Consider the following 22,219-nt stretch of genomic DNA (forward strand, 5'->3'; position numbering starts at 1 on the left):
TATCGTAATCAACTCCATGACCTATAGACATATCATTACGTTGGGGATTCTGTCGGCGCTGCTGGTAGGCGGAAGCAGACACGAGGGGTACGCGCAGTACCGGCAGAATTCCCGCTTTCTTCCTTATTCCTACGTTGCCTTTGGCGGTGGCACGTCGACCTACTTTGGCGACCTGGCGGGCTACAGTCAGCCCATCAAAACGCTGTTTACGCTGCCGCGCTGGAACGTTGGGTTATCATACAACCGGCAGTTTACGCCGCATTTCGGTGCGAGGGCTTCGTTTACTTGGGCGCGCATCACGGGCGACGACTACACATTCACTAAGAATGACCCGGTCAAATACGCCGCGCAGTATGCCCGGAACCTCCACTTCCGCAACGACCTGAAGGAGTTTGCGCTCATAGGGAATTACGATTTCATTGCCAGTGGTCGCACGCCCCGCGAACGGCCCAAAGTAACACCCTACGCGCTGTTTGGCGTGGCGCTGGTGGCGCATAACCCCAAAGCGCTGACGAGCCTGACGAGCGTAAGCGGCGAAACGCCCGATCGCAGCAACCAGCAGTGGGTAGCCCTGCAACCGTTAGGCACCGAGGGGCAGGGGCAACCCGGTTACGCCAAGCCTTACTCGCTCGTGACGATCTCAATTCCCGTTGGGCTTGGTGTACGGTATGCCCTGAACGAGTCGTTCAACATTGCGGCCGAGGTGCGGATCACCCCGACCTTCTCGGATTACCTGGATGATGTGGGCGGCCCTTACCCCAACCCAGCCGACCTGACGACACCGTTGGCGCAGGAGTTTTCCAACCGGGCGTTTATCAATGACCCTGCCACGGGGCTGGCCATTAAGGAACGATTTGCGGCCCGCACGGGCGACGATCGATTGAATGGAATCAACCAGATTGCCGGAGCTGGCATCGATCCGGCGGCGCTCACCGAGCGAGGTGGCGGAAGCCGAATTCCGATTCGGGACTCTTATTTACTGACGAGCTTCCAGATTCAGTATATTATCCCGACAAAGATCAAGTGTCCGCCTATTCGCTAACGTGTGCGACTACGTATGAAACTACCCATAGCCCGGCTTCTTGCAGTCGGGCTTTTTCTCAGCCCTTTGTTGGGTATCAGCCAGAAAGTCGAGATTGGCGGGGGCATAGGGGCCATGCTCTACAAAGGTGACGTGTCGCCCACGCTCGATCCGCAGTTTGCCCGGCTGGGTGGCTCTCTCTTTTTTCGATATCACCCCAGTCAGGCGTTTGCCGTGCGGGCGCAGGTGATGGTTGGGCGCATCGTTGGGGCTGATAGCCTGTCGCGGGATGTCTTCCAACAGTCACGGGGGGCAGCGTTTCGGAATACGATCCGGGAGGCGGCCCTCACCGCCGAGTACAAATTCCGGAATTATACGCCCCTTCGGAATGTGAAAAACTGGACGCCCTATGTATTTGGCGGCGTCGCTGTGTTTGGGCACGGGCTGCGGCTACCCGGCGAAAAACCAATCGGTATCGCCTTTCCGCTGGGCGTAGGCATCAAGTACGAAATAGCCCGACCATGGAGCATCGGGGCTGAATTTGGCACCCGGTTTACGACGTCCGATTCACTCGACGGACTGGCCAATCCTACGGCCAGCACGCCCCGGCTGTCGCAGAGCGACCCCGATCGGAAAGATCACTACACCTTTGTGGCCTTGACGTTGAGCTACACCTTTTACCGGGTTTTCTGCCCGCCGGGTAGCCTGTAGGTGCGTGGGGTATGGGCGTAAGCCCTTATTTTTGGCAAAAAACCGACTGCGTCAATTTGTCAACTCTATCATCGCCCCGCTGGGTAGCCCGGATTGCCAGTCTGTCGCTGGCGTTTGTGCTGGGCGGCATCAACATCGCATCGTCGCAGGTACCGGCTACGCCCCTTCCTGAGCCAACCCCTTACGAATGGTGCCAGCAGTTCAACGCCCTGTATGTGCAGATTCGCGAGGAAAGCATCAGCCCCGATTCGGCGCGGGCGATGTTTAGCCAGATCATGCGCGGGCTTCGGGCTGGGTACGTGACCAACGTCGATTACCCGTCGGATACGACTTCCAGCGCCGGGCGTGAGCGCGTTGCCCTTTATTTTCCATTGCGCGGCTACTCCCCGACGGCCATTGGCGGCTCGCACGGTGAGGGTTACCGCGCCAAGGGGTTCGATTTGTTCGATTATACCGTGCGCGGGAGCCACCCGGCGCAGGACATTTTTATCCGCGATATTAATCAGGATTCGGTCGACGACCGGGATGGGAAGCCTGTCGACGTGCTGGCGATGAGCGAAGGGCTGGTGCTGGCGATTGAAACCGGCTGGACGCCCGGCCAGGAATACCGGGGTGGCAACTGGATCTGGGTGTATGATCCCGTGCGGAATGGCCTGTTTTACTACGCGCACAACCGGGTGGTGAACGTCACGATGGGCGACTGGGTACGTGCCGGTCAGAAGATCGCCGAGGTGGGCCGAACCGGCCTGAACGCCTATAAAGCCCGCTCTCCAACGCACCTGCACCTGATGTACCTGCAAGTGCAGCCCAACGGCCTGCCGCTGCCACGGAATACCTACGACTGGCTGCTGAGCGCCAAACGCTAGGGGCGTAACTTGTTGGTGACTAGTTACTTACTCGCAAGAACTATCGCTTTTGGCGTTTCTGACAAGTTGTTAGACAAGGCATTGCTCAGGCCTAGTCGAAGGCCTATGCGTCAGCAATGGGCCCAAAGATTACGTTACGCACCAACCTGAACCGGTGCCAATTGCGCGTACTCGGTGTCGGTAAACAGCCGTGACCGGATCAGAAAGCGGATGCCTAGCGGAATTTCGAGCGAAAAACTAGCCCCCCGCCCCGGCGTCACGTCGACGGTCAGGTGGGTGTGTTTCCAATAGTCGAACTGATCCTCGGCCATCCAGAAGTCGCAGCCCTCGACCTGGCCCAGCAACACGTCGGTAGCGCCAATGATAAACTCGCCGCTGGCATAGCACATGGGCGACGACCCATCGCAGCACCCGCCACTCTGGTGGAACATCAGCGGCCCGTATTGCGCCTGAAGGGTGTGAATAATGGCGGCCGCGGCGGGCGTTACAGCGACGCGGGCGAGGAGCTGAGGAGGCATAACAGAGGTCGGGATGTTAGGTACGTTGGTGGGCAGCCGACCCGGCGGGACTGCAAAGGAGCCCGCTTCCCGGTCAAACTGCCCATGCCCGTCGGATCAGAAGAAGCCCAGCTTGCTTTTGCTGTATGAGATCAGCAGGTTCTTGGTCTGCCGGTAGTGGTTGAGCATCATGTGGTGGTTCTCACGCCCAAAGCCCGACTTTTTGTAGCCGCCAAAGGGCGCGTGCGCCGGATACTGGTGATAGCAGTTGACCCACACGCGGCCTGCCTGAATCTGCCGGGGAATCTGATACAGCTCGTGCGCATCGCGCGACCAGAAGCCGGCACCGAGGCCGTACAGCGTATCGTTGGCCACGGCGAGTGCCTCGTCGGCATCTTTGAAGGTCGTGACCGACACCACCGGGCCGAAAATCTCTTCCTGGAAAACGCGCATCTTGTTGTTCCCTTTGAAGATTGTCGGCTTGATGTAGTAACCGGCATCCAGCCCGTCGCCGATCAGGCCCGCGGGGCCACCACCCGTCAGCACTTCGGCACCTTCCTGCTTTCCGATGTCGATATACGACAGGATTTTCTCGAACTGATCGTTGCTCGCCTGAGCGCCCATCATGGTTTCGGGGTCGAGTGGGTGCCCCAGTTTGATGGCTTCGGTGCGCTGAATGACCCGCTCGATAAACCGGTCATACACCCGCTCGTGCACCAGCATCCGCGACGGACAGGTGCAGACTTCCCCCTGATTGAGCGCAAACATGACGGCCCCTTCCACGCATTTGTCGAAGAACTCGTCGTCCGCATCGCCCACCGATTCCATGAAGATATTGGGTGATTTACCGCCTAATTCCATCGTGACGGGGATCAGGTTTTCCGAGGCATACTGCATGATCAGGCGGCCGGTCGTGGTTTCACCTGTGAACGCCACTTTGGCAATTCGCTTCGATTGGGCCAGCGGCTTACCGGCTTCGGGGCCAAAGCCATTCACAATGTTGACAACCCCCGGCGGAATGAGGCCTTCGAGCAGTTCCATCAGCACCAGAATGGAGGTTGGGGTTTGTTCGGCGGGTTTCATCACCACGCAGCAGCCCGCCGCCAGTGCAGGAGCGAGCTTCCAGGTCGCCATCAGCAGCGGAAAATTCCAAGGAATGATCTGTCCTACTACGCCAATCGGTTCCTTGATAATCATGGAAACCGTGGTGGCGTCGAGTTCGGAGACCGAGCCTTCTTCGGCCCGGATGACACCCGCAAAGTACCGGAAATGATCCACACAGAGCGGAATATCGGCCGCCAGCGTTTCGCGGACGGCTTTTCCGTTCTCGACGGTTTCGACGCGGGCCAGCAACTCCAGGTTTTTCTCGATCACATCGGCAATCTTAAGCAGGAGGTTGCTGCGTTCGGTCGCTGAGGTGTGCGACCAGCTCGCAAAGGCCTTGTGGGCGGCGTCGAGAGCCAGGTCAATATCTGCCGCTTTCGACCGGGGAACACGGGCAATCAGGCTATTATCAACGGGCGACATGTTGGTGAAATACTCGCCATCAACTGGAGCGACCCACTTGCCACCGATGAAGTTTTCATACTGCGACTTGAATTCGGGACGAGGCAGGATTTTGCTGGGGGCTTCTTGGACTTCCATTGGTTAGTCAGTCGGTTAGATTGGAATCGTCACAAAGTTTGCCCGTATTGTTCAAGGTTTTGGTGAGCGATTGTCTCATGTCATTGAACAATCCTATCAACGTTGAGCGAATTGTATCTATCCTGCCACCAGAGGCTTTAGCTTCGCCGTTACAAGTGTGGATATGTATTTAGCCAGAAAAAGTTGGCTATATTTCGTAAGCCACAGGACCGCCGGGCGCGTAGCAGGCTCCCGCTGGTTAGGATAAATACTGTCTGAGAATCGACATGGAACGAATGCAGGCTCGCCCTTTTGATATTAGCCGTCACCTGACCGCGCGGCGGCTGGAGCAGGAAGTAGAGAACCGAACGGCCTATACAATCGATGCCGCTGAGCTAAACATTTACGAAACGCAGCACGTGGCCGAGAAGGTAGAACTGACGTTCAACAGCCCCGTATTGGCCAGTATGATCCGGGGGAAAAAGGTGATGCACCTGCCACATGCCCCCTCGTTTGAGTTCTTGCCGGGTGAATCAGTCATTGTGCCGAGTCAGGAAACGATGTGCATCGATTTTCCGGAAGCACAAACCGAAAACCCAACCCAATGCCTGGCGCTGGCGATCGACGTGGATCGGGTTCGGCAAGTAACGAACTTGCTCAACGAGCGCATGCCCCTGATCGACAGCGCAGCAGGCTGGCAGTTTGGCCAGACCAATTTCTTTCTCACCAACGATGAGCCAATCTATCAACTGATTGCCCGCCTCATTCACGTCTTCACGGAAGACAACCGCGCTAAAGATATTATCGCCAACCTGGTGTTGCAGGAGCTACTGGTGCGGCTGATGCAAACGCAGGCCCGTACCCTGCTGCTCAGCCCCAATACGGCTTATCTGAACATCAACCGGCTGGCTCACGTGGCGCAGTACATCGCCAAAAACCTGCACCGTAACCTGCCTATCAAGGAGTTGGCCGATGAGGCCTGCATGAGCGAACCGACTTTTTACCGCACGTTCAAACAGACCTTTGGCCTGACGCCCGTTGATTACATCAACCAGCAGCGGCTCGATCTGTCGGCCCGGTTGCTCCGAACCACCGCTTATGGCCTGGCCGACATCAGCTTGCAAAGTGGTTTCAATAACCTGACCTATTTCATGCGGCTGTTTCGCCGGAAAACCGGGTTGTCGCCCACCGAATACAGACGACAGGTACGTTAGAAGGCCGCGTCGATGGCCTCGCCCCAGTCTTTGTCCATCTCCTGAAAGCGCAGCAGCACCCGCTCCATGAAGAGCGGCGATAACAGCGTTTCGACCTCATCGGGTCCACTGACATCGAATTCGGCCACTTTATAGGTCTGCTCGTAGGGGCCCGCCTCAATCTTGATGATGTACTTACTATTCCAGCTATACAGGCCAATTTTTGCCTGCGGGTGAGGTATGTCTTTCAGGTAACGCATGGTAAAAAAGGAACCGACGGGTCGAGTGTTCGAGCGCGGGTTCGTCGGTCAAAAGTAAGCAGGCCATGGCTGCCAACCAGTGTATTAGCTGTTTTCGTGATACGTCAAGTTAGGCGTAACGATGAGCTAATAAAAGTATTGTTAAAAGGGAGTAAAAAATAGTAATTTTCCTCACTTAGTAAGTAGCCGATGGGCCTGTGCCGCAAAAGGGGACGATAAGCCCGTATTTGTAACCAAGGGTATATTATCATTCTTTTAAAAAGCCGCCACTCGTGCCTGCTCAATAGTGCATTGCCTGACTTTTGTACCGTTAACCAAACTACGTATAATGACCTGTTTTTATCGGTTTATCCCGGCGGTCTCCTCAACCGCGAGGGTAGGAATGTGGCTGGGCCTGCTGGCTGCCACCGCGATGCCCCCGCAGGTACGGGGCAATGGACTTCATCCGAACGAACCCGCTGATCTGACCATCCACCGAGCGCAAACCAACGCCGAGATAACCATTACCGGCCGTGTGACGGATGCAACGACCAACGAGGCCCTAGCCGGCTGCTCGGTGGTGCTGAAAGGGACCCAACGGGGCGCCACTACCGACGCCAACGGAAATTACCGGATTGCTGTCCCCAACGAAGAAGCTGTGCTGGTGATCGGCTTTATCGGCTTCGTATCGCAGGAAGAGCGCGTCGGGAACCGAACGACCATCAACATCGCCCTGAAACCAGCCACCGCCGACCTGTCGCAGGTGGTGGTAATTGGCTACGGCACCACAACCAAGAAAGACGCGACGGGTGCCCTGAAAACGGTAAAAAGTACCGACTTCAATCGGGGTATCATCAACACCCCCGAGCAACTGTTGCAGGGTAAGGTCGCTGGTGTCAACGTGACCTCGGCGAGCGGTGAACCGGGTGGCCGCCAGAGCATTACGGTGCGTGGGCCGGGCGGGGTCCGTACCGGCAGTACACCCCTATTCGTGCTCGACGGGATTCCGCTCGACAATTCGAGCACGGGGGGCGCTACCAATCCGCTCACCTTCCTGAACCCGCAGGATATCGAAGCCATCGACGTACTGAAAGACGCGTCGGCGACGGCTATCTACGGGGCGCGGGGCGCCAACGGCGTCATTCTGATTACGACGAAAAAAGGCAAGGCCGGAGCATCTAACCTGACACTGTCGGCCAACATCGGGCTGTCGAGCATGGCGCGGCCCATTGCGCTGTTTGGCCCCGACGAATACCGGCGGCAGGTAGCGGCGGTAGGGGGTGTGGTCGACGACCAGAAAGCCTCGACCGACTGGCAGCGTGAAATTTCGCGGCAGGCAACCACGCAGGATTATAACCTGGCATTTAGCGGCGGTGCCGAACGGCTAACCTACTACGGCTCAGTCGGCGTACAGAACCAGGAAGGTATCCTCAAAAACAGTAAGCTGAATCGCTACACGGGCCGTTTCAACGCCTCGCAGAAATTTCTGGACGATCGGCTCGTGCTCGACGTTAACCTAACCGCCTCGCAGACCGTCAACGAACGCCCCCCCATCGAGGGTGTTATCGGGGCGGCGTTGTCGGCCAACCCAACGTACCCAGCCTACGACGCCAAAGGCGCACCGGCAGGGTATCAGGCGTTCACCAACCCGCTGATTACCCTGGCGTTGCAGAAAGATATCACGACTACCAACCGGGTGGTGGCCAGCGTATCGCCGTCGTTCAAAATCACCAAAGACCTGGTGTACAAGCTGAACCTGGGCGTCGACAATGCCACCTCGACCCGCGACCTGCAATCGCTGGCCAATCTGGTGCCGCAGCAGGACGGTCGCCTCGAGACCACGTACCGCACCAACCGCAACGTGCTGATCGAGAACTACTTCACCTACACCAAAGGCTGGGCCGACCACAACCTGACGGCGCTAGTGGGGCATTCGTTCCAGAAGTTTTTTGTGCAGGAGCGCATCTGGAGCATCAACAAATTCCCGATTTCGCCCATCGAGCCGATTTACAACCCCAGCCTTGGTCAGGACCTGACGCTCGCCAACAACCGGCCGGGTGGGTTTGCGCTGGAAAATGAACTGCAATCGTTTTTCTCACGGGTCAATTATCAATATAAAGGCCGGTATCTGCTCACCGCGACGGTGCGGGCCGATGGATCGAGCAAATTCGGGGCGAACAACAAATACGGGGTGTTCCCGTCGTTTTCGGCCGGTTGGCGCTTGTCGGAAGAGCGGTTTCTGCAATCGGGGCCTTTCTCTGACCTGAAACTGCGGGCCGGTTGGGGACAGACGGGCAACCAGGAAATCCCATCGAAGATTACACAGGCGCTGTTTACCTCCAATGTATCGAACACGACCAGCTACCCGCTCGACGGCTCGACCAATTACCCGGCTGGTACCACCTACACCCGGCTGGCCAACCCGGACATCCAATGGGAAGTATCGACGCAGACCGACGTTGGCCTCGATTTTGGCCTGCTGAAAGGCGCCTTGACGGGTTCGGTCGATTATTTCCGGAAAGTGTCGGGCAAAATTCTGCTGGAGGTCATCCCCGCCGACCCGATTCAGCCCGCCGCCACGTACTGGACCAACGTACCTGACATGACCATTACCAACCAGGGCGTTGAACTGGACCTGAACTACCGGTACGTAAGCCAGCGCGGTCTTCGCTTCGATCTGGGTGGTAACGTTACCTTTATCAAGAACGAAGTGAAAAATTCCCCGTACACGGTCATCACGTCGGGGTCGGCGTCGGGTGCGGGGCTGACGTCGGCCACTGTAAACGGCTACGTCAACGGGCAGCCGATCGGGACGTTCTTCCTGCGTGAGTACATCGGCATCGACGAGAAAGGGGTGAGCAAATACAGCGATATCGACGGCGATGGCATCGGTGGTACCGACAAAGACCGGATTGCGGCGGGGAGCGCCCTGCCCACCCGGCAGTACAACATCAATGCGAGCGTGGGTTACAAGGGCTTCGACCTGACGGCCAACTTCAACGGCGTATCGGGCAACAAGATTTACGACAACACGGCCAATGCCTATTTCTACAAAGCGCGGCTGGTGAAAGGCTTGAATGGTCCCGCTGAAGCGCTGGGCGAGCCCAACGAGTCGATCAACAACTCGGCGCCGGTGTCGACGCGCTTCCTGAAAGATGGCTCGTTTTTCCGGCTCAACAACCTTTCGCTGGGCTACAACCTCGACCCGAAGCTGATCGGTATGAAAGGCTGGATTCAGAACATCCGGCTGTCGGCCACGGGACAAAACCTGTTCGTGATCACGAAATACAACGGTTACGACCCCGAGGTCAACACCGATCGGACCGTCAACGGGATTTCGTCGTATGGGATCGATTACCTGAGCTATCCCAAAGCGCGTTCGTTCATCTTCGGCCTGAATCTCACGTTTTAGTCTGTCAACGCGCCACGTAGGTTCGTTCACTGACGTACCTGCCAACTCAGCAACGTACCTACGCCGGCTTTTCCTCATACACACATGAAAAAGTATCTGATTCTTTCGCTCACCTTCGTCGGCCTGCTGATCCTGAACGGGTGCACCGACCTGACGGAAAATGTGCTCGACGAAGCGTCGGTGGCCGGCCTGACCGACAAGCAGGCCGCCGATGGCAACATTGCGCCGGTGTATGCCCGCCTGCCTGACCTCTTCCTGCATACCAACTACTTCGCCATTCAGGAAATCTCGTCGGACGAGGCCATTCTGCCGTATCGCGGCGGCACCGACTGGGGCGACAACGGGATCTACATGGCGCTCCATCAGCACACGTCGACCAGCACAGACCCCAACATCCGGAGCACCTGGCTGCTGCTGGCGCAGGGTATCTCGCGCTCGATCACGGCGCTCAATACGCTGCCCAATATCAACGACGGCAACGTGAAGGTCTACATGGCCGAGGCGCGGGGCATGCGGGCTTACTACAACATGCTGATGCTCGACCTGTTTGGGCTGGCATTCGGGAAAGATGATCCGCAGGGCACGTCACAGATCCTGCGGGGCGAACAGGCGCTGGACTACGTCAAAAGTGAGTTTCTGGCCGTGGAGCCCGATCTGCTCACAACGGTCGGCCCCGGCCGGCTGACGAAAGGGGCCGTTTGGGGCTTGCTGGCCCGCCTGTACCTGAACGCCGCCGTCTACCGCGATCGGTATGCCGCCACCATCAACTTCAAGGCCGAGGATATGGATAAGGTGATCGAATACACCGATAAAATCATCAATTCGGGGCAGTATCAGTTGTCGAAAGACTATTTCTCGGTGTTCAATTCAGACAACCACGATAACAAAGAGTTGATTTTCGCCGTCGATCAGCGCGCCGAACTGAACGGACATAACCGCCTGGCTTATTTCTCGATTTCGGGCGACCAGTTTCCGCTGCCTGCTTTCCCGGCCGCCAACGGTACCGATGGCCCGTCGATCACGCCCGATTTTTACCAGAGCTGGGCAACGGCCTACGCCCCGCAGGACCCCACGGTCGACCCGCGCTTTTTCAAGCAAAACTGGACAATCCCTGCCGACTCCTGCATTGCTGAAGCCAATTTTAACATGAACCGGGGTATTCTGCGCGGGCAACAATACGGCTTGCTTCGGGTCAATGGGGCGTTTGTGCGTTGTGGGGCCAACTACCGCGTGGGCAAGCTCTTCCACGTGACCCGCAACCGGCCGACGCTGCCCGTTACGTTTACCGAACAAGTGGATTTCAGCGTGGCGGGTAGCAACTACAACACGGGGTACCGGGTGTTGAAGTACGAATTCAGCAAGAAATCGCAGTCGGGTCGGAACCTCGGCGACGCGGATATTCCCATTGTCCGGTTGGCCGACGTGTACCTGATGCGGGCTGAGGCCAAACTGCGCAAGAGCAACGATGCTGCCAGCGCTTTGGCCGACGTGAACACCATCCGGGCTGCCCGCACCAACCCAGCACCCGCCCTGACGGCCATGAACCTGGATCTGTTGCTGCGGGAGCGCGGCTTCGAGCTGTATTGGGAAATGGTCCGCCGCACCGATCAGATTCGCTTCGGCAAGTATGAAGGTACCTGGACTGAAAAAACAAATGCCGACCGGCAGAAACGCATCTTCCCAATCCCGCAAACGGCCATCGACGGGGCCTCTAACCTGCCGGGTTACCTAGTGCAAAATCCAGGCTACTAAGCTGATTGTCAGCTTGATGATCGGGACTCTATGCGTGCGCTCATCAGCCGGCAGTAAAGCCTAATTCCGTGTGTCGCGCCCGATAGCTGAGCCATGTCAGATCGCTCAGCTATCGGGCGCGTTGCGTATCCGCTTTGCTGCGAGTGGCACGGTGCAAACTTATGGCCGAAATTTGTGGTATTCAGTATATCGGCTAACGACCCTGTTCATCGCCTCCTTTGTAGGTATCACCCATGCACGCTGCACATACCGTATCCGGCAACGTACCCAGCCAATCGCTATTCTCTCGTCCTGCTTCGCGCCTTCACTGGTTGTTGGGGTGTTGTTTACTGGCCTTGCTGTTGAGCCTCACGGCCTGCACCGACCGTACCGACGAAGCCGCGCAATTTTTCCTGCGGGGTAACGTGCAGTTGCAGAAACGGGAATACAAAGAGGCGATTCGGTTCTACACCGAAGCCATTGAGAAAAAGAGCGATTTTGCCGACGCCTACAGCAACCGGGGGCTAGCCAAGTTCCGGGATGGACAAGTGGAGCAGGCACTGGCCGATTTTACCAAAGCCATCGATACCGATACCGATTTTGGCGCGGCCTACCTCAACCGGGCCGATGCCTACCTGTCGCAGGGCAACGCTCAACGCGCGCTAACGGATCTACTGCGCATTGAGCAAACGTACCGCGACTCCACGTTTTTCCAGACGCGGCTGGGCGAAGCGTATGCCGGGCTTAACAAGCAGGCCCAGGCGCAGGCGGCCTTCGACAAGGCGCTGCTGATCGATCCGGCCAACGTGGAGGCGTTGGTGAACCGGGCGGCGCTGGCTTTCAGTCAGAAACAGTACGACAGCGCGAAAACTGATCTGCAAAAAGCGCTCAAACTGAACCCTAATCAGCCCGAAGCGCTGAATAACTACGCGCTGGTGTCGGCCCAGACAAAAAACTACCCCGACGCGTTAGCGCTGATCGAGCGGGCGCTGGCTCAGAAACCCGATCAACCGTACTACCTGAACAACAAAGGGTATTTTCTGCTTCAACTGAACCGCCCTGCCGAGGCCCTGCCGCTGCTGCGCGAAGCGCTTCGCCTCAACGACCAAAATGCCTGGGCGCACCGGAATCTGGGGCTGTATTGGTTGCGTCAACGGAACGCCAAAGAAGCCTTGGCGGCATTGCAACAGGCCGAACGCCTGGACCCCTCCGTTGATCAATTGTATACGTACCTGGGGCAGGCCCAACAGGCGTTGGGTAGCCAGTCAGCGGCCTGCGAGGCCTGGCAGCGGGGCGTTCAGGCGGGTGATGAGGAGGCGCGGTCATTGGCGACCCAATTCTGTCGGTAAACAGTACGGTCTAAGCTATACTGTATAGGTCGAATTACTAGGAAATCTGCAGGGGGGTATTGTAAAACATATGATATTTTATTTATTTTGTAGAGCGTTAGCTGAACAAACCTAACGCAATGCTTTATCCAACTCCTGCTTATGGGTGCGTTTGGCCTCTCGTAGTGCTGAACGCCCCTTTTTTTATCGCTACATCAGCGCAATCGCGTTGACGACTAGGACTTGACCAACTGCTTATAGGCCGCAAAAGCCGATTTGTTCACATACTTGTCGGTGCTGATTTCCAGCAGTTTAGGTCGGGTAGCGGGTGCGAAAAACGTAGCCAGTGCCTTGGCAAGCGACGCACGATCAGCTACCTGTGCATAGTCGACGTCATGATCGGCGCAGGTACGTTCGGCGGTGAGCGCGTGCGGCGTTTCAAAGTATGTTTCAAGTTCGGGCTGCTGCCCCGAACCGTCGATCATCCGGAAAATATGGCCACTCGCGTTGTTGAGCAAAACAATGCGCAGATTGGCGGGCAAATCGCGCTGCCAGAGCGCATTCCGATCGTAGAAAAACGCAATGTCGCCAATCAGCACGGTCACGAGCGACGTGGTTTGGGTGGCGGCGCCGACGGCGGTACTCAAACAGCCGTCGATCCCGCTTACGCCCCGATTCGACCAGACACGTACCTGCTGCCGGGCATCCAGCCCGCACAGGTTGGCGTAGCGCACGGGCATGCTGTTGGCCAGGTGCAGGTGTGACCCCGTGGGCAACTGCTCGAGCAACTGTTGGGTGGCTACCCAGTCGGTAAACGGTGCGTTGCTCAACGACAGCTCAACGACCCGCCGGGCAGCCTGATCGGCGCCCTGCCAATTGCTGAGAAATTCGCCATCGTCCTCATCATCAGCCCCTTCCCGGAATCGTTTGTAATCGATATCGTCGAACAGTTTGGCGAAAAAGGCCAGGGGTTCCATCGGGATCACCGTCGTCAGGGAGCGGAACGGGTCGATAATCCGGTCGTCGGTGGCCGAAATGTGCCAGTGCCGTACCGCCGGATAGCGCCGGAAGTAAGTTTTGAGGTTTCGCGCCAGAAAGCCGTTGCCAAACGTCACGAGCAAATCGGGCCGAAGCTCTTCCAGCACGTCTTCGTCGATCTGGGCTAGCAGGGTATCGGTTTGGGTGATGAAGCCCGCCTCGTTCCGGCCCAGGTTACTGAGGATCTCGCCAGCAACGGGGATCAGTTGTTCGGTGCTGATTTTCGCCAGCAAGCCTGCCAAGGCCTCGTCATACGGCGACTGTCCTGCCAGAATCAGCTTCCGGTCGGTGGCTTCCCATTCATTCAGCAGCGCATGCCAGGTAGTAGGAGGGAGGGTCGTCTCGGTTGGAAGGTTCGTGATGACCCGACCGCGCTCGTACCGGAATGTTTCGTCGGCTTTCGGGTAAAAAGGCTCCCGCACAGGTACGTTCACGTGCACCGGCCCCGCCGCGCCCGATAGGCTCAGGGTATACGCTTCATTGATGGTACGTTCGATAAACCAACGGGCGTCGGCATGCTCGTAGTCGGCCGGAAGGTCGTAACTGCGCTTGACGTGCGAGCCGAAAAGCCCAACCTGATCGATGGTTTGGCCGTCCTGCTGGTACAGCCACTCGTGGGGGCGATCGGCGGTAAGCAACAGCAGGGGTACGTGCTGAAAATAAGCCTCGACCACCGCCGGACTCAAGTTATAGACCGCACTGCCCGACGTGCAGATGATGGCGACGGGCTGACGAAGTTGCTGCGCCATACCCAGCGCGGTGAAACCAGCCGTTCGCTCGTCGGGCACGACACGTACCTGCAAACCCGGATGCCGGGCAACGGCCAGCGTCAGCGGTGCCGACCGTGAGCCCGGCGACACCACTACGTGGCGCAATCCCTGCTGATGCAGCAATTCGACTAGGTTAACAATGGGCTGAAGAATCGGCATGGTCGCAAAGAGAGCAGAAGGTGGTTGGGATGAGCCGCGCCGCCGGGCCTAGACGGACATGCCCAATTTAACAATGAGTTCGAACTCATCGGGCCGGATGGGCATTACCGACAGGCGCGATTGTTTAATCAGGGCGATGTTTCCCAGCATGGGTTCGGCTTTGATCTGCGCCAGCGATACCGGTCGGGTCAGTGGCATCACGGGTTCCAGTTCTACCACCCGCCACCGCGGATCGTCGGGGGCTGTTGGGTCTGGATACGCTTCCCGAACAACGGTGGCAAGACCAACCACGCCAGGGTTGGTAACACTGTGATAGAAGAGCACCTGATCGCCAACCTGCATGGCCACAAGGTTGTTTCGGGCCTGATAATTTCGGACGCCATCCCAGACGGCCCGACCCTGGGCCGTGAAATGAGACCAGCCATACTTGTCTGGCTCGGACTTAACTAACCAATAATTCATGTATGATGGAAGGGGACCGACTAATCCCTCCGCCAGAACCAACGGCCTGAAGCCACAAACCGATGGAGCCGCGGAAAATTACCTAAAGCTAAGGCTACCTAACACTGTAAACCTGTTGATAACCAACGCATAAGGAAGTGAACCGAAAATTGAATAATACTCGTCCGGCCACCGCCGTTCGTTGCCTTGACGGACGAATTAGGCCGTCGCGGCATGGAAATTAGCCATTCATTAACCGTTGGCAAGCACGCTATATACAGCAACGTGTGACTACCAACGGCTGATGAACCGGTCGATGACGCAGACGGTTAGTAGTAATCTTCGCGGTCGTATTGATCTCCGTAGGTAGAGCCGAAATCGTCTTCATCGCGGAAGCGGCTGGTACCCGCCCCTTTGAAGGTCAAGGCTTTTTTCAAAATCTGAATCTGCCCGGCGTGATAAGTATCGTGGTTGACAATCCCGTGCAGCAGATCGTAGTAGGTATAGTCACGGCCCGGCACGATGTCTTCCAGAAACTCGTCGTCGTCGCGCTTGTCAAGCTCATTAATGAGTTCTTCCTGGCTCAGGCTCAACTCCATCTGAAGGGCTTCCCACTCGAAATCGTCGATTTTGTCGGGAAACTGACCGAAGTTTTTCTCCGGGGTAAGAATATCAAACGTGGCGTCGCCCTGCATTTTCTTCACGCAGAAAATCCGCCAGCTTGTCATATGGAAGATCAATTCAGCAATGGAGTGGGTATTGGGCGTGATTCGCTGACTGGCCATATCGGGCGTAACGTCCTGCATAACCGCCGCTACAGAGGGGCCATGCCAGGCTTCTTCGCCTTCGTAGGTGGTATTGAGCAAATCAATTATACGCAGTAATTCGTCGTTGTTAGGTTGTTCCATTTGGCTCTGGACTTACTAAGATGGTTGAACTAGTCGCCGTCGTTTTAGGTACGTTACCAGTAGGCTATAGGATAGTGTGCCGTTGACTGAAGTGGTAGCCGACCCGCCCCAAGATGAGGGCTTTTCATAGTCAAGAAACCACAAAGTACAGAGCACTGTTCAGCCGTAGGCTACTTATTAAAATTTCGAGCGAAGGATAAAGCGCTCACTGCGAGCTTATTGTGAAAATTGTCGGCCGGATGCCTACTTGTTTGTACGTATGTGCCCAATAAAGTAACCCCGGGAGCCTGTTCAAGCATCCCGGGGTTGCTCATGTGCTTATTTTTTGATTGGCGATAAGAGCTCGGCCACTTCAAAGCTAACGAAGACTTTATCGCTGCTCCGTTGCACCAACGGATGTCGAAGCGCCATTAACGGCAACTCTTCGTCGTAATTGTCGGCGATTCGTCGGCCGGGAATCTTCACCAGCATGGTGTCAGAAAAACCCCTCAGCAACCGGGCCGGGCCCTGCACGGTGATGGTCGATGGATTCAAATTAATCACGCTCGATACCACGTACCTGGGCAACAGGTCAATATGAGCGCTGTCGGGAACGAGCCGGATGGTCTTGGTTATACGGCGGTCGAACCCCATCTCCAGGGTATCGGCCACCACATAGTTTACTTTAAGATGCTTGATCTGCTCCGCCAGGGCGGCAGTCATTGCCGACGTGTTGATGATTGAGGCCCGCATCGGGTTCCGTACTTCGTAGCTAACCGGTTCTGTTCGGAAGGGAAGCCACGACAGGCGGAGGAGGTTCCAGCCGTCGCCCGATACGTTCACACGAACCGTACGGGGCAGCGCAGTCACCGGCACATAAAGCGAATCGTTAAAACTGAACTGAATGGGATACTCCACATTGAGCGAATACCCATCTTTATTCAACGCGTTGAGGAGCCAGAAAAGACCAGCAGCCAACAAGCAGATCAACCATTTACTTATCTGGAACGGTCGTTTAGATTCGTCCTGATTAGGCTGCATATCCTTTGTGTAAGGTCTGGAAGAAGCCGAAGGCCCTAAGCCGCTTTCTCGGGCTCAGTTTTCGTCGTTGCCTCCCGTGAAATGGCCGATTTTTCAAATGTCAGCTTAACGCCCCGGTCAACTTCAACCACCACTGTCGTGCCTTCAACCGCAACGATCTTGCCGTGCAGGCCACCGATGGTAACCACGTTGTCTCCCTTTTTCAGGTTGTTGACGAAATTCTTCTGGTCTTTCTGTTTTTGTTGTTGCGGCCGGATCATGAAAAAATACATGACCCCCAACACGCCAATCCAAAGCGCAATGGTGAAATATTGCGAGCCCTGAGCCTGCAAGAGAAGTGAAAGCATGGTTGTTGAAAAATAAACGCCCGGCTACCAACGTAGCAGCCGGGCGCGTTTGAATTACTTGGTCGAGGCGGTTTCCGTTGGTTTCGGATTCACCAAGACCTTAAAGGCGATGTCGGTCATAGCCGGTTCGGTGTTGGCGTAGACCGTTACGGTCTTGCGCTGCTCACCCTGTTTACCGCGGCTGTTGAAACGTACCCGGATCGACGATTCTTCACCGGGCGCAACGGGCGTGCGTGGCCAATCAGGCGTGGTGCAGCCGCACGATGCCGTAATGTTGTTGATCACCAGCGGCAACTCGCCCTTATTGACAAATTTGTAAATGTGCTCGACGGTATCGCCTTCGGTAATGGTACCAAAATCGTGCAGGTCTTTTTCCTGAAACTCGATTTTGGCCGCCTTTCCCTTGATGGTGTTAGCCTCACCAACCGGTTGCCCATTAGCATCGCGGCGGTTGCTGCATCCGGTACTTCCCAACACTAAACCCATGGCCAGCCACAGCGACAGGTTGACAATCGTATGCTTGAGAATCATTGATTTTGGGTCAAAAATGGGTTAAAACAGCGTTGACGTGTCGATGACTGGGTAGCCCCGGCCCATGAACGTTGCCTGGTAAGCCCTTTTCGAGTTAGGCGCCCTGTTGTTTGATCTGAGCCATGAGCCGGTCGACGTCTTCGAGCAGGCGTTCGGCCTTCTCGCGGGCATCATTTACAACGCGCTGCCCTTCCGACTTCTGGAAGTTTTCGGGCAAATCGGCGGAGTTTAATAGATCGTTGAGCAACTGTTCCAACTGTTCGCGATACTTCGATAGCCGGTACGACAACCGATCGCGGGTAACTGTTCCTTTTTCGGGCGCATAAAGCAACCCCAAAATGGCACCTGTGGTAATTCCACTCAGAAAAAAGGCTAAATCACGGCCTGATCTGCTCATAAATTTAGTTTGGTAGTTTTCAGTTTACGAGTTTTCAGTTTATACCTCGTTGCAGCCCCCGACGGGTCGGCGCATGCAAACCGATCAACTAAAAACTGAAAACTCATTTATTGTCCAACAGCCCACGGCCACTCTTACGAAGTTTACCGCTGGCACTCAGTTTGGCAGACAAGTTATCTAAAATTCCATTGACAAACGTACCACTTTTAGGGGTGCTATACGTCTTCGCTAGGTCGATATACTCGTTGATCGTTACCTTAACCGGGATATTGGCAAACGTAAGCATTTCGCAGACAGCCAATTTGAGGATAATCAAATCGAGTTGAGCCACGCGGTCAATTTCCCAGTTTTTGAGGTGCTCAACCAATAATTCTTCAATCTCGGCGTCGCGCTGAACGGCGTTTTGGTAGAGGTCATCCAAAAACCGCTCGTCTGCCTCCCAGTCGTCGGTAAGCTGTTCGAGCTTGAGGCCCGTTACGCTCTGCGCTGACTTGAGCGTACGGATGGCCATGCCCCGCACCACCTCGCTGTTCTCGGTCCAGGCCAGATCAATTTCGGCCAGGTAATCGCGAATCTTGTCTGTTTTGAACAGCAACTGCCGTAGCATGTACTGCACCAGCGCCTGCTCGTCTTCCGGGTTATGCTCCTTGGTTGAGCAGTAAGCCCGAATCGTTTCATCGGGTTTCAGCACCTCCTTGTAGGTTTTCCGCAGAAAAGCGAGGTCATCGGCAAACGAGATACCGCGCCGCACCAGCTCATTCTGCAAGGGCTCGTGTTCGGCCAACGCCCGAATGATGCTGTTCTGGCTCAGGTCTGACTCGTACGTGAGCGGGGTTTCGTCGGGGTCTGGAAACTGCCGCTCGCGATCGAGGCGCGAGACGTGTCCATACTCAACCAGCAACTGCAATACCCGCAGGTAATCGCTGTAGATGTCTTTGACCGCTTCCAGCAGCCGACCCGACAAAAACTGCTGGTCTTTACGAGAGCGGTTCTGATAGTAGGTGAGGGCCGAGTTGGCAGCGTTGAGCACAGCCGTGGGCGCGTCGTCGTCCTGCGCCGACTGATTGGTGCGGATGGCTTCGTCGAACAGTAGGCTTGCCAGTTGGCGGTACCCTTCCAATTGCCGCTTGTTCTGCGGCTTCATGGAGTTTAAATCAGGCTGAAACTGATCGCTAATGCCATCGTGAGCCAATTGTTTTGTGGACTGATGGGCCTGCCGAAGCGCATAGAGCGTCTGCATAACCTTGATACGGAGTAATCGCCTGCTTAACATGCCGCTTAAATCCTACTAAATCTACCGATAAGAAAAAGAACATTCTGAAATCATTGCAAAAATACGGCTTTCTGGGTAGCTTTCCCAATAGTAGCCAGCCGTTGCATGATATAACTCTACCTTCCTCTGTATGATTCCGGTGTTTGTGAAAAGTGGCCTTCTGGCCATTGGTACCCTCTTTTTGCTTAATTGTCGCTCCACCCAATCGGCTTACTTCCGGCCAACACCTACGCACTTCGTTACCTCCGAAGAATTACCCGATCCTCTACCTACGGCCGAAGTTGACTCGCTGCCGGTAGCCGGAACGGAGCGGGAACTGTCAGTGCAGACACGCCCGATACCGCCGGTCGGCGCTGCTCAGGTACGTCACCCAAACCCGGACGCTCAACCGATCCGCCGACGTACTTGGCTGCAACAACCCGTCATGTTTGCGGCGGCGGGCGACAGCTACACCGCCCCACGGTTACCCGATACCTTCACCACAAAACGAGCCGTACCTAAAGGGGCAATCTATGCTTTGGCTGGCAGTGCGCTGCCGTATGGGCTGTTGCTGTTCAGAAGCCTACCCAGTTGGGCGTGGCTGGCCAGTCTGGCTTTGCCGGTGGCGTCGTTGTTTCTGGCGACCGGGGCACTGGCCAAAATTCGCCGTAACCGGGGGCAGTTCCGGGGCAAAGGGTGGGCTGTTGCCGCCCTGCTGCTGGCAACCGGCTACATGGGCATGGTGCTGTATGCCGTTGTCGCCCTTACCTCGTCGGGCATCTTGTGGGAATAAGCCGTGGTGCGCTCTGAAACCGGAATCCGGTTATCCGCGTTGACCTATCATAACGCATAGTCTTTGTGGAAACAATACGCGCCCTTGCCCACCTGAACAAGTACCTGGCCCGCTATAAGTGGTATTTGATCTGGGGGACGGTTTTTACCATTATCTCGAATCTGTTCGGCATTTTCCCCGCTCAGCTGGTGCGCTACGCACTGGATCTGGTGCGTGAAACGCTCGATATCTATTATCTGTACGACGGCACGTCGCTGCAACCCGCTATCTATGAGGTGTTTGCCTTTAGTATTCTGCTGTACGGGCTGCTGATGCTCGCATTGGCACTGCTGAAGGGCTTCTTCCTGTTTCTGGTTCGCCAAACGCTGATCGTGATGTCGCGGCTGATCGAATTTGATCTGAAAAACGATATCTACGACCATTATCAGACGCTGCCACTCGCATTTTATCGCCAACACAATACCGGCGATTTGATGGCGCGCATCTCGGAAGATGTCAGCAAAGTGCGCATGTACGTAGGGCCAAGCATCATGTATGGGCTCAACCTGCTGGTGTTGTTTGTGCTGGTAATTAGTTACATGGTGAGCATCAACGCCCGCTTGACGCTCTACGTGCTGCTGCCGTTGCCCATTTTGTCCATTGGTATCTACCTGGTTGAGAACATCGTGATTGCCCGGTCCGAAGAAATTCAGCGGGCCTTGTCGCGCATGAGTACGTATGTGCAGGAAGCGTTTTCGGGTATACGGGTGCTGAAGGCTTTTGTGCAGGAGGGAAATTCGGTGCAACGCTTCGAGCGCGAAGCCGACGAGTATCAGAACAAATCGCTCCGCCTGACGCTGGTTGATGCCCTCTGGCAACCTATGACGGTGCTGCTCATCGGTCTCAGCAACGTGTTGGTCGTGTATGTGGGTGGGCAGGAAGTGCTGGCGGGTCGACTGACGTCGGGCAACATCACTGAGTTTATCCTGTACGTCAACATGCTGACCTGGCCGGTGATGGCTCTCGGCTGGACGACCAGCCAAACGCAGCGGGCGGCGGCCTCGCAACAGCGCATCAACGAGTTTATGTCAATCAAGACGAGTCTGGTGTCGACCAAAAACATCACCCGCGACATTGCCGGTCGGCTCACGTTCGAGCATGTTCGGTTTGTGTACCCGGATACGGGTATTGTGGCGTTGAACAACTTTTCGATGGATGTGCAGGCGGGTGAATCGGTTGCTATTCTGGGAACAACCGGTTCAGGAAAAAGTACGCTGGCCAACCTGATGATGCGGATGTACGATGCCTCGTCGGGCGAAATCCGGATCGACAACGTACCCATCCGCGACTATGACCTGAGCCACCTACGGGGTCAGATGGGGTACGTTCCGCAGGACGTCTTTCTGTTTTCGGACACCATCAGCAACAACGTGCGGTTTGGTAAGCCCGAGATGCCGCAAGAGCGCGTGCTTCGCGCCGTCGACGATGCCGACCTAACCGATAATATCGCGGCGTTCCCGGAAGGCTTCGACACCCGCATCGGCGAACGGGGGATTACGCTCTCGGGTGGGCAGAAGCAACGCCTGAGCATTGCCCGCGCCATTGCCCGCGACCCGAAAATCCTGATCCTCGACGACTGCCTGTCGGCCGTGGATACCAATACGGAAAACATCATTCTGAATAACCTCCGCCGCATCATGGTAGACCGCACCACGGTGATCATCTCGCACCGGGTGTCGTCGGCCAAGCTGGCCGATAAGATCATCGTGCTCGACGACGGCGAAATCAAGGAGCAGGGCACCCACGAGCAGCTAATGGCCCGGGGCGGCATCTACCGCGAACTCTACGATAAGCAGCTACAGACGGAAGAAGCATAGCCGCTCTAAGTGCAAGGTCCCAGATCAAACGTTGTCGGCTAATAGACAGACAACGTTTGATCTGGGACCTTGCACTTGAAGTGGTC

Annotated in this window: 20 protein-coding genes; 9 read left to right on the top strand and 11 right to left on the bottom strand. The window is 56.2% G+C overall.

Going from position 1 to position 22,219, the window contains the following annotated elements; genetic code table 11:
- The first annotated feature begins 16 nt into the window (after positions 1-16).
- The 3 genes from FAES_RS15700 to FAES_RS15710 are packed head-to-tail and all read left to right on the top strand — an operon-like array spanning position 17 to position 2,598.
- Positions 17-1,042 carry a hypothetical protein gene (locus FAES_RS15700; protein ID WP_015332221.1) on the top strand — a complete coding sequence of 342 codons (1,026 nt, stop codon included), beginning with the start codon at positions 17-19 and terminating at the stop codon, positions 1,040-1,042.
- 15 nt (positions 1,043-1,057) lie between these two features.
- Positions 1,058-1,732 carry a type IX secretion system protein PorG gene (porG, locus tag FAES_RS15705; RefSeq protein WP_015332222.1) on the top strand — a complete coding sequence of 225 codons (675 nt, stop codon included), beginning with the start codon at positions 1,058-1,060 and terminating at the stop codon, positions 1,730-1,732.
- Positions 1,733-1,743: 11 nt separating this feature from the next.
- Complete coding sequence (locus FAES_RS15710) at positions 1,744-2,598, top strand: M23 family metallopeptidase (RefSeq protein WP_015332223.1); 855 nt, start codon at positions 1,744-1,746, stop codon at positions 2,596-2,598.
- 134 nt (positions 2,599-2,732) lie between these two features.
- On the opposite strand, the gene FAES_RS15715 is transcribed toward FAES_RS15710, so the two are convergent.
- Positions 2,733-3,116: a DUF779 domain-containing protein gene (locus tag FAES_RS15715; protein ID WP_015332224.1), complete on the bottom strand. Its 384-nt coding sequence runs from the start codon at positions 3,114-3,116 to the stop codon at positions 2,733-2,735.
- Between the two features lie 96 nt (positions 3,117-3,212).
- Complete coding sequence (locus tag FAES_RS15720) at positions 3,213-4,739, bottom strand: aldehyde dehydrogenase family protein (protein WP_015332225.1); 1,527 nt, start codon at positions 4,737-4,739, stop codon at positions 3,213-3,215.
- Between the two features lie 275 nt (positions 4,740-5,014).
- On the opposite strand from FAES_RS15720, the gene FAES_RS15725 reads away from it, so the two are divergent.
- Positions 5,015-5,932 carry an AraC family transcriptional regulator gene (locus FAES_RS15725; RefSeq protein ID WP_229364489.1) on the top strand — a complete coding sequence of 306 codons (918 nt, stop codon included), beginning with the start codon at positions 5,015-5,017 and terminating at the stop codon, positions 5,930-5,932.
- On the opposite strand, the gene FAES_RS15730 is transcribed toward FAES_RS15725, so the two are convergent.
- On the bottom strand, positions 5,929-6,171 hold the full coding sequence (locus FAES_RS15730; protein WP_015332227.1) for a hypothetical protein: 243 nt from the start codon (positions 6,169-6,171) through the stop codon (positions 5,929-5,931). The genes FAES_RS15725 and FAES_RS15730 overlap by 4 nt on opposite strands.
- A 382-nt stretch (positions 6,172-6,553) precedes the next feature.
- On the opposite strand from FAES_RS15730, the gene FAES_RS15735 reads away from it, so the two are divergent.
- The 3 genes from FAES_RS15735 to FAES_RS15745 all read left to right on the top strand — a co-directional run bounded on the left by FAES_RS15735 (position 6,554) and on the right by FAES_RS15745 (position 12,642).
- Positions 6,554-9,562 carry a SusC/RagA family TonB-linked outer membrane protein gene (locus tag FAES_RS15735; protein WP_015332228.1) on the top strand — a complete coding sequence of 1,003 codons (3,009 nt, stop codon included), beginning with the start codon at positions 6,554-6,556 and terminating at the stop codon, positions 9,560-9,562.
- Positions 9,563-9,646: 84 nt separating this feature from the next.
- Positions 9,647-11,314: a RagB/SusD family nutrient uptake outer membrane protein gene (locus tag FAES_RS15740; protein WP_015332229.1), complete on the top strand. Its 1,668-nt coding sequence runs from the start codon at positions 9,647-9,649 to the stop codon at positions 11,312-11,314.
- 233 nt (positions 11,315-11,547) lie between these two features.
- Positions 11,548-12,642, top strand: a complete 1,095-nt coding sequence (locus tag FAES_RS15745) for a tetratricopeptide repeat protein (RefSeq protein WP_015332230.1) — start codon at positions 11,548-11,550, stop codon at positions 12,640-12,642.
- A 215-nt stretch (positions 12,643-12,857) separates the two neighbouring features.
- Here the strand turns inward: FAES_RS15745 and menD are convergent, their stop codons facing one another.
- The 8 genes from menD to nusB form a co-directional block, all read right to left on the bottom strand.
- Positions 12,858-14,588 carry a 2-succinyl-5-enolpyruvyl-6-hydroxy-3-cyclohexene-1-carboxylic-acid synthase gene (menD, locus tag FAES_RS15750; RefSeq protein ID WP_015332231.1) on the bottom strand — a complete coding sequence of 577 codons (1,731 nt, stop codon included), beginning with the start codon at positions 14,586-14,588 and terminating at the stop codon, positions 12,858-12,860.
- Between the two features lie 48 nt (positions 14,589-14,636).
- Positions 14,637-15,050 (bottom strand): EVE domain-containing protein, encoded by a 414-nt coding sequence (locus FAES_RS15755; RefSeq protein ID WP_015332232.1) that lies wholly within the window; start codon positions 15,048-15,050, stop codon positions 14,637-14,639.
- A 308-nt stretch (positions 15,051-15,358) separates the two neighbouring features.
- Complete coding sequence (locus tag FAES_RS15760; protein ID WP_015332233.1) at positions 15,359-15,937, bottom strand: DinB family protein; 579 nt, start codon at positions 15,935-15,937, stop codon at positions 15,359-15,361.
- A gap of 318 nt (positions 15,938-16,255) precedes the next feature.
- Positions 16,256-16,894 (bottom strand): hypothetical protein, encoded by a 639-nt coding sequence (locus tag FAES_RS15765; protein ID WP_229364491.1) that lies wholly within the window; start codon positions 16,892-16,894, stop codon positions 16,256-16,258.
- Positions 16,895-16,992: 98 nt separating this feature from the next.
- Positions 16,993-17,304: a preprotein translocase subunit YajC gene (gene yajC, locus FAES_RS15770; RefSeq protein ID WP_015332235.1), complete on the bottom strand. Its 312-nt coding sequence runs from the start codon at positions 17,302-17,304 to the stop codon at positions 16,993-16,995.
- 54 nt (positions 17,305-17,358) lie between these two features.
- Positions 17,359-17,835 carry a DUF1573 domain-containing protein gene (locus tag FAES_RS15775; RefSeq protein ID WP_015332236.1) on the bottom strand — a complete coding sequence of 159 codons (477 nt, stop codon included), beginning with the start codon at positions 17,833-17,835 and terminating at the stop codon, positions 17,359-17,361.
- 94 nt (positions 17,836-17,929) lie between these two features.
- Positions 17,930-18,232 (bottom strand): YtxH domain-containing protein, encoded by a 303-nt coding sequence (locus tag FAES_RS15780; RefSeq protein ID WP_015332237.1) that lies wholly within the window; start codon positions 18,230-18,232, stop codon positions 17,930-17,932.
- A 103-nt stretch (positions 18,233-18,335) separates the two neighbouring features.
- On the bottom strand, positions 18,336-19,472 hold the full coding sequence (gene nusB, locus FAES_RS15785; protein ID WP_041257942.1) for a transcription antitermination factor NusB: 1,137 nt from the start codon (positions 19,470-19,472) through the stop codon (positions 18,336-18,338).
- Positions 19,473-19,635: 163 nt separating this feature from the next.
- On the opposite strand from nusB, the gene FAES_RS30075 reads away from it, so the two are divergent.
- The gene (locus tag FAES_RS30075; RefSeq protein WP_015332239.1) at positions 19,636-20,277 is read left to right on the top strand and encodes a hypothetical protein; all 642 of its coding nucleotides are present in this window, start codon (positions 19,636-19,638) and stop codon (positions 20,275-20,277) included.
- A 74-nt stretch (positions 20,278-20,351) separates the two neighbouring features.
- Positions 20,352-22,133: an ABC transporter ATP-binding protein gene (locus FAES_RS15795; protein WP_041259035.1), complete on the top strand. Its 1,782-nt coding sequence runs from the start codon at positions 20,352-20,354 to the stop codon at positions 22,131-22,133.
- Positions 22,134-22,219: the final 86 nt, after the last annotated feature.

This window comes from Fibrella aestuarina BUZ 2, assembly GCF_000331105.1.
Classification (GTDB): domain Bacteria; phylum Bacteroidota; class Bacteroidia; order Cytophagales; family Spirosomataceae; genus Fibrella; species Fibrella aestuarina.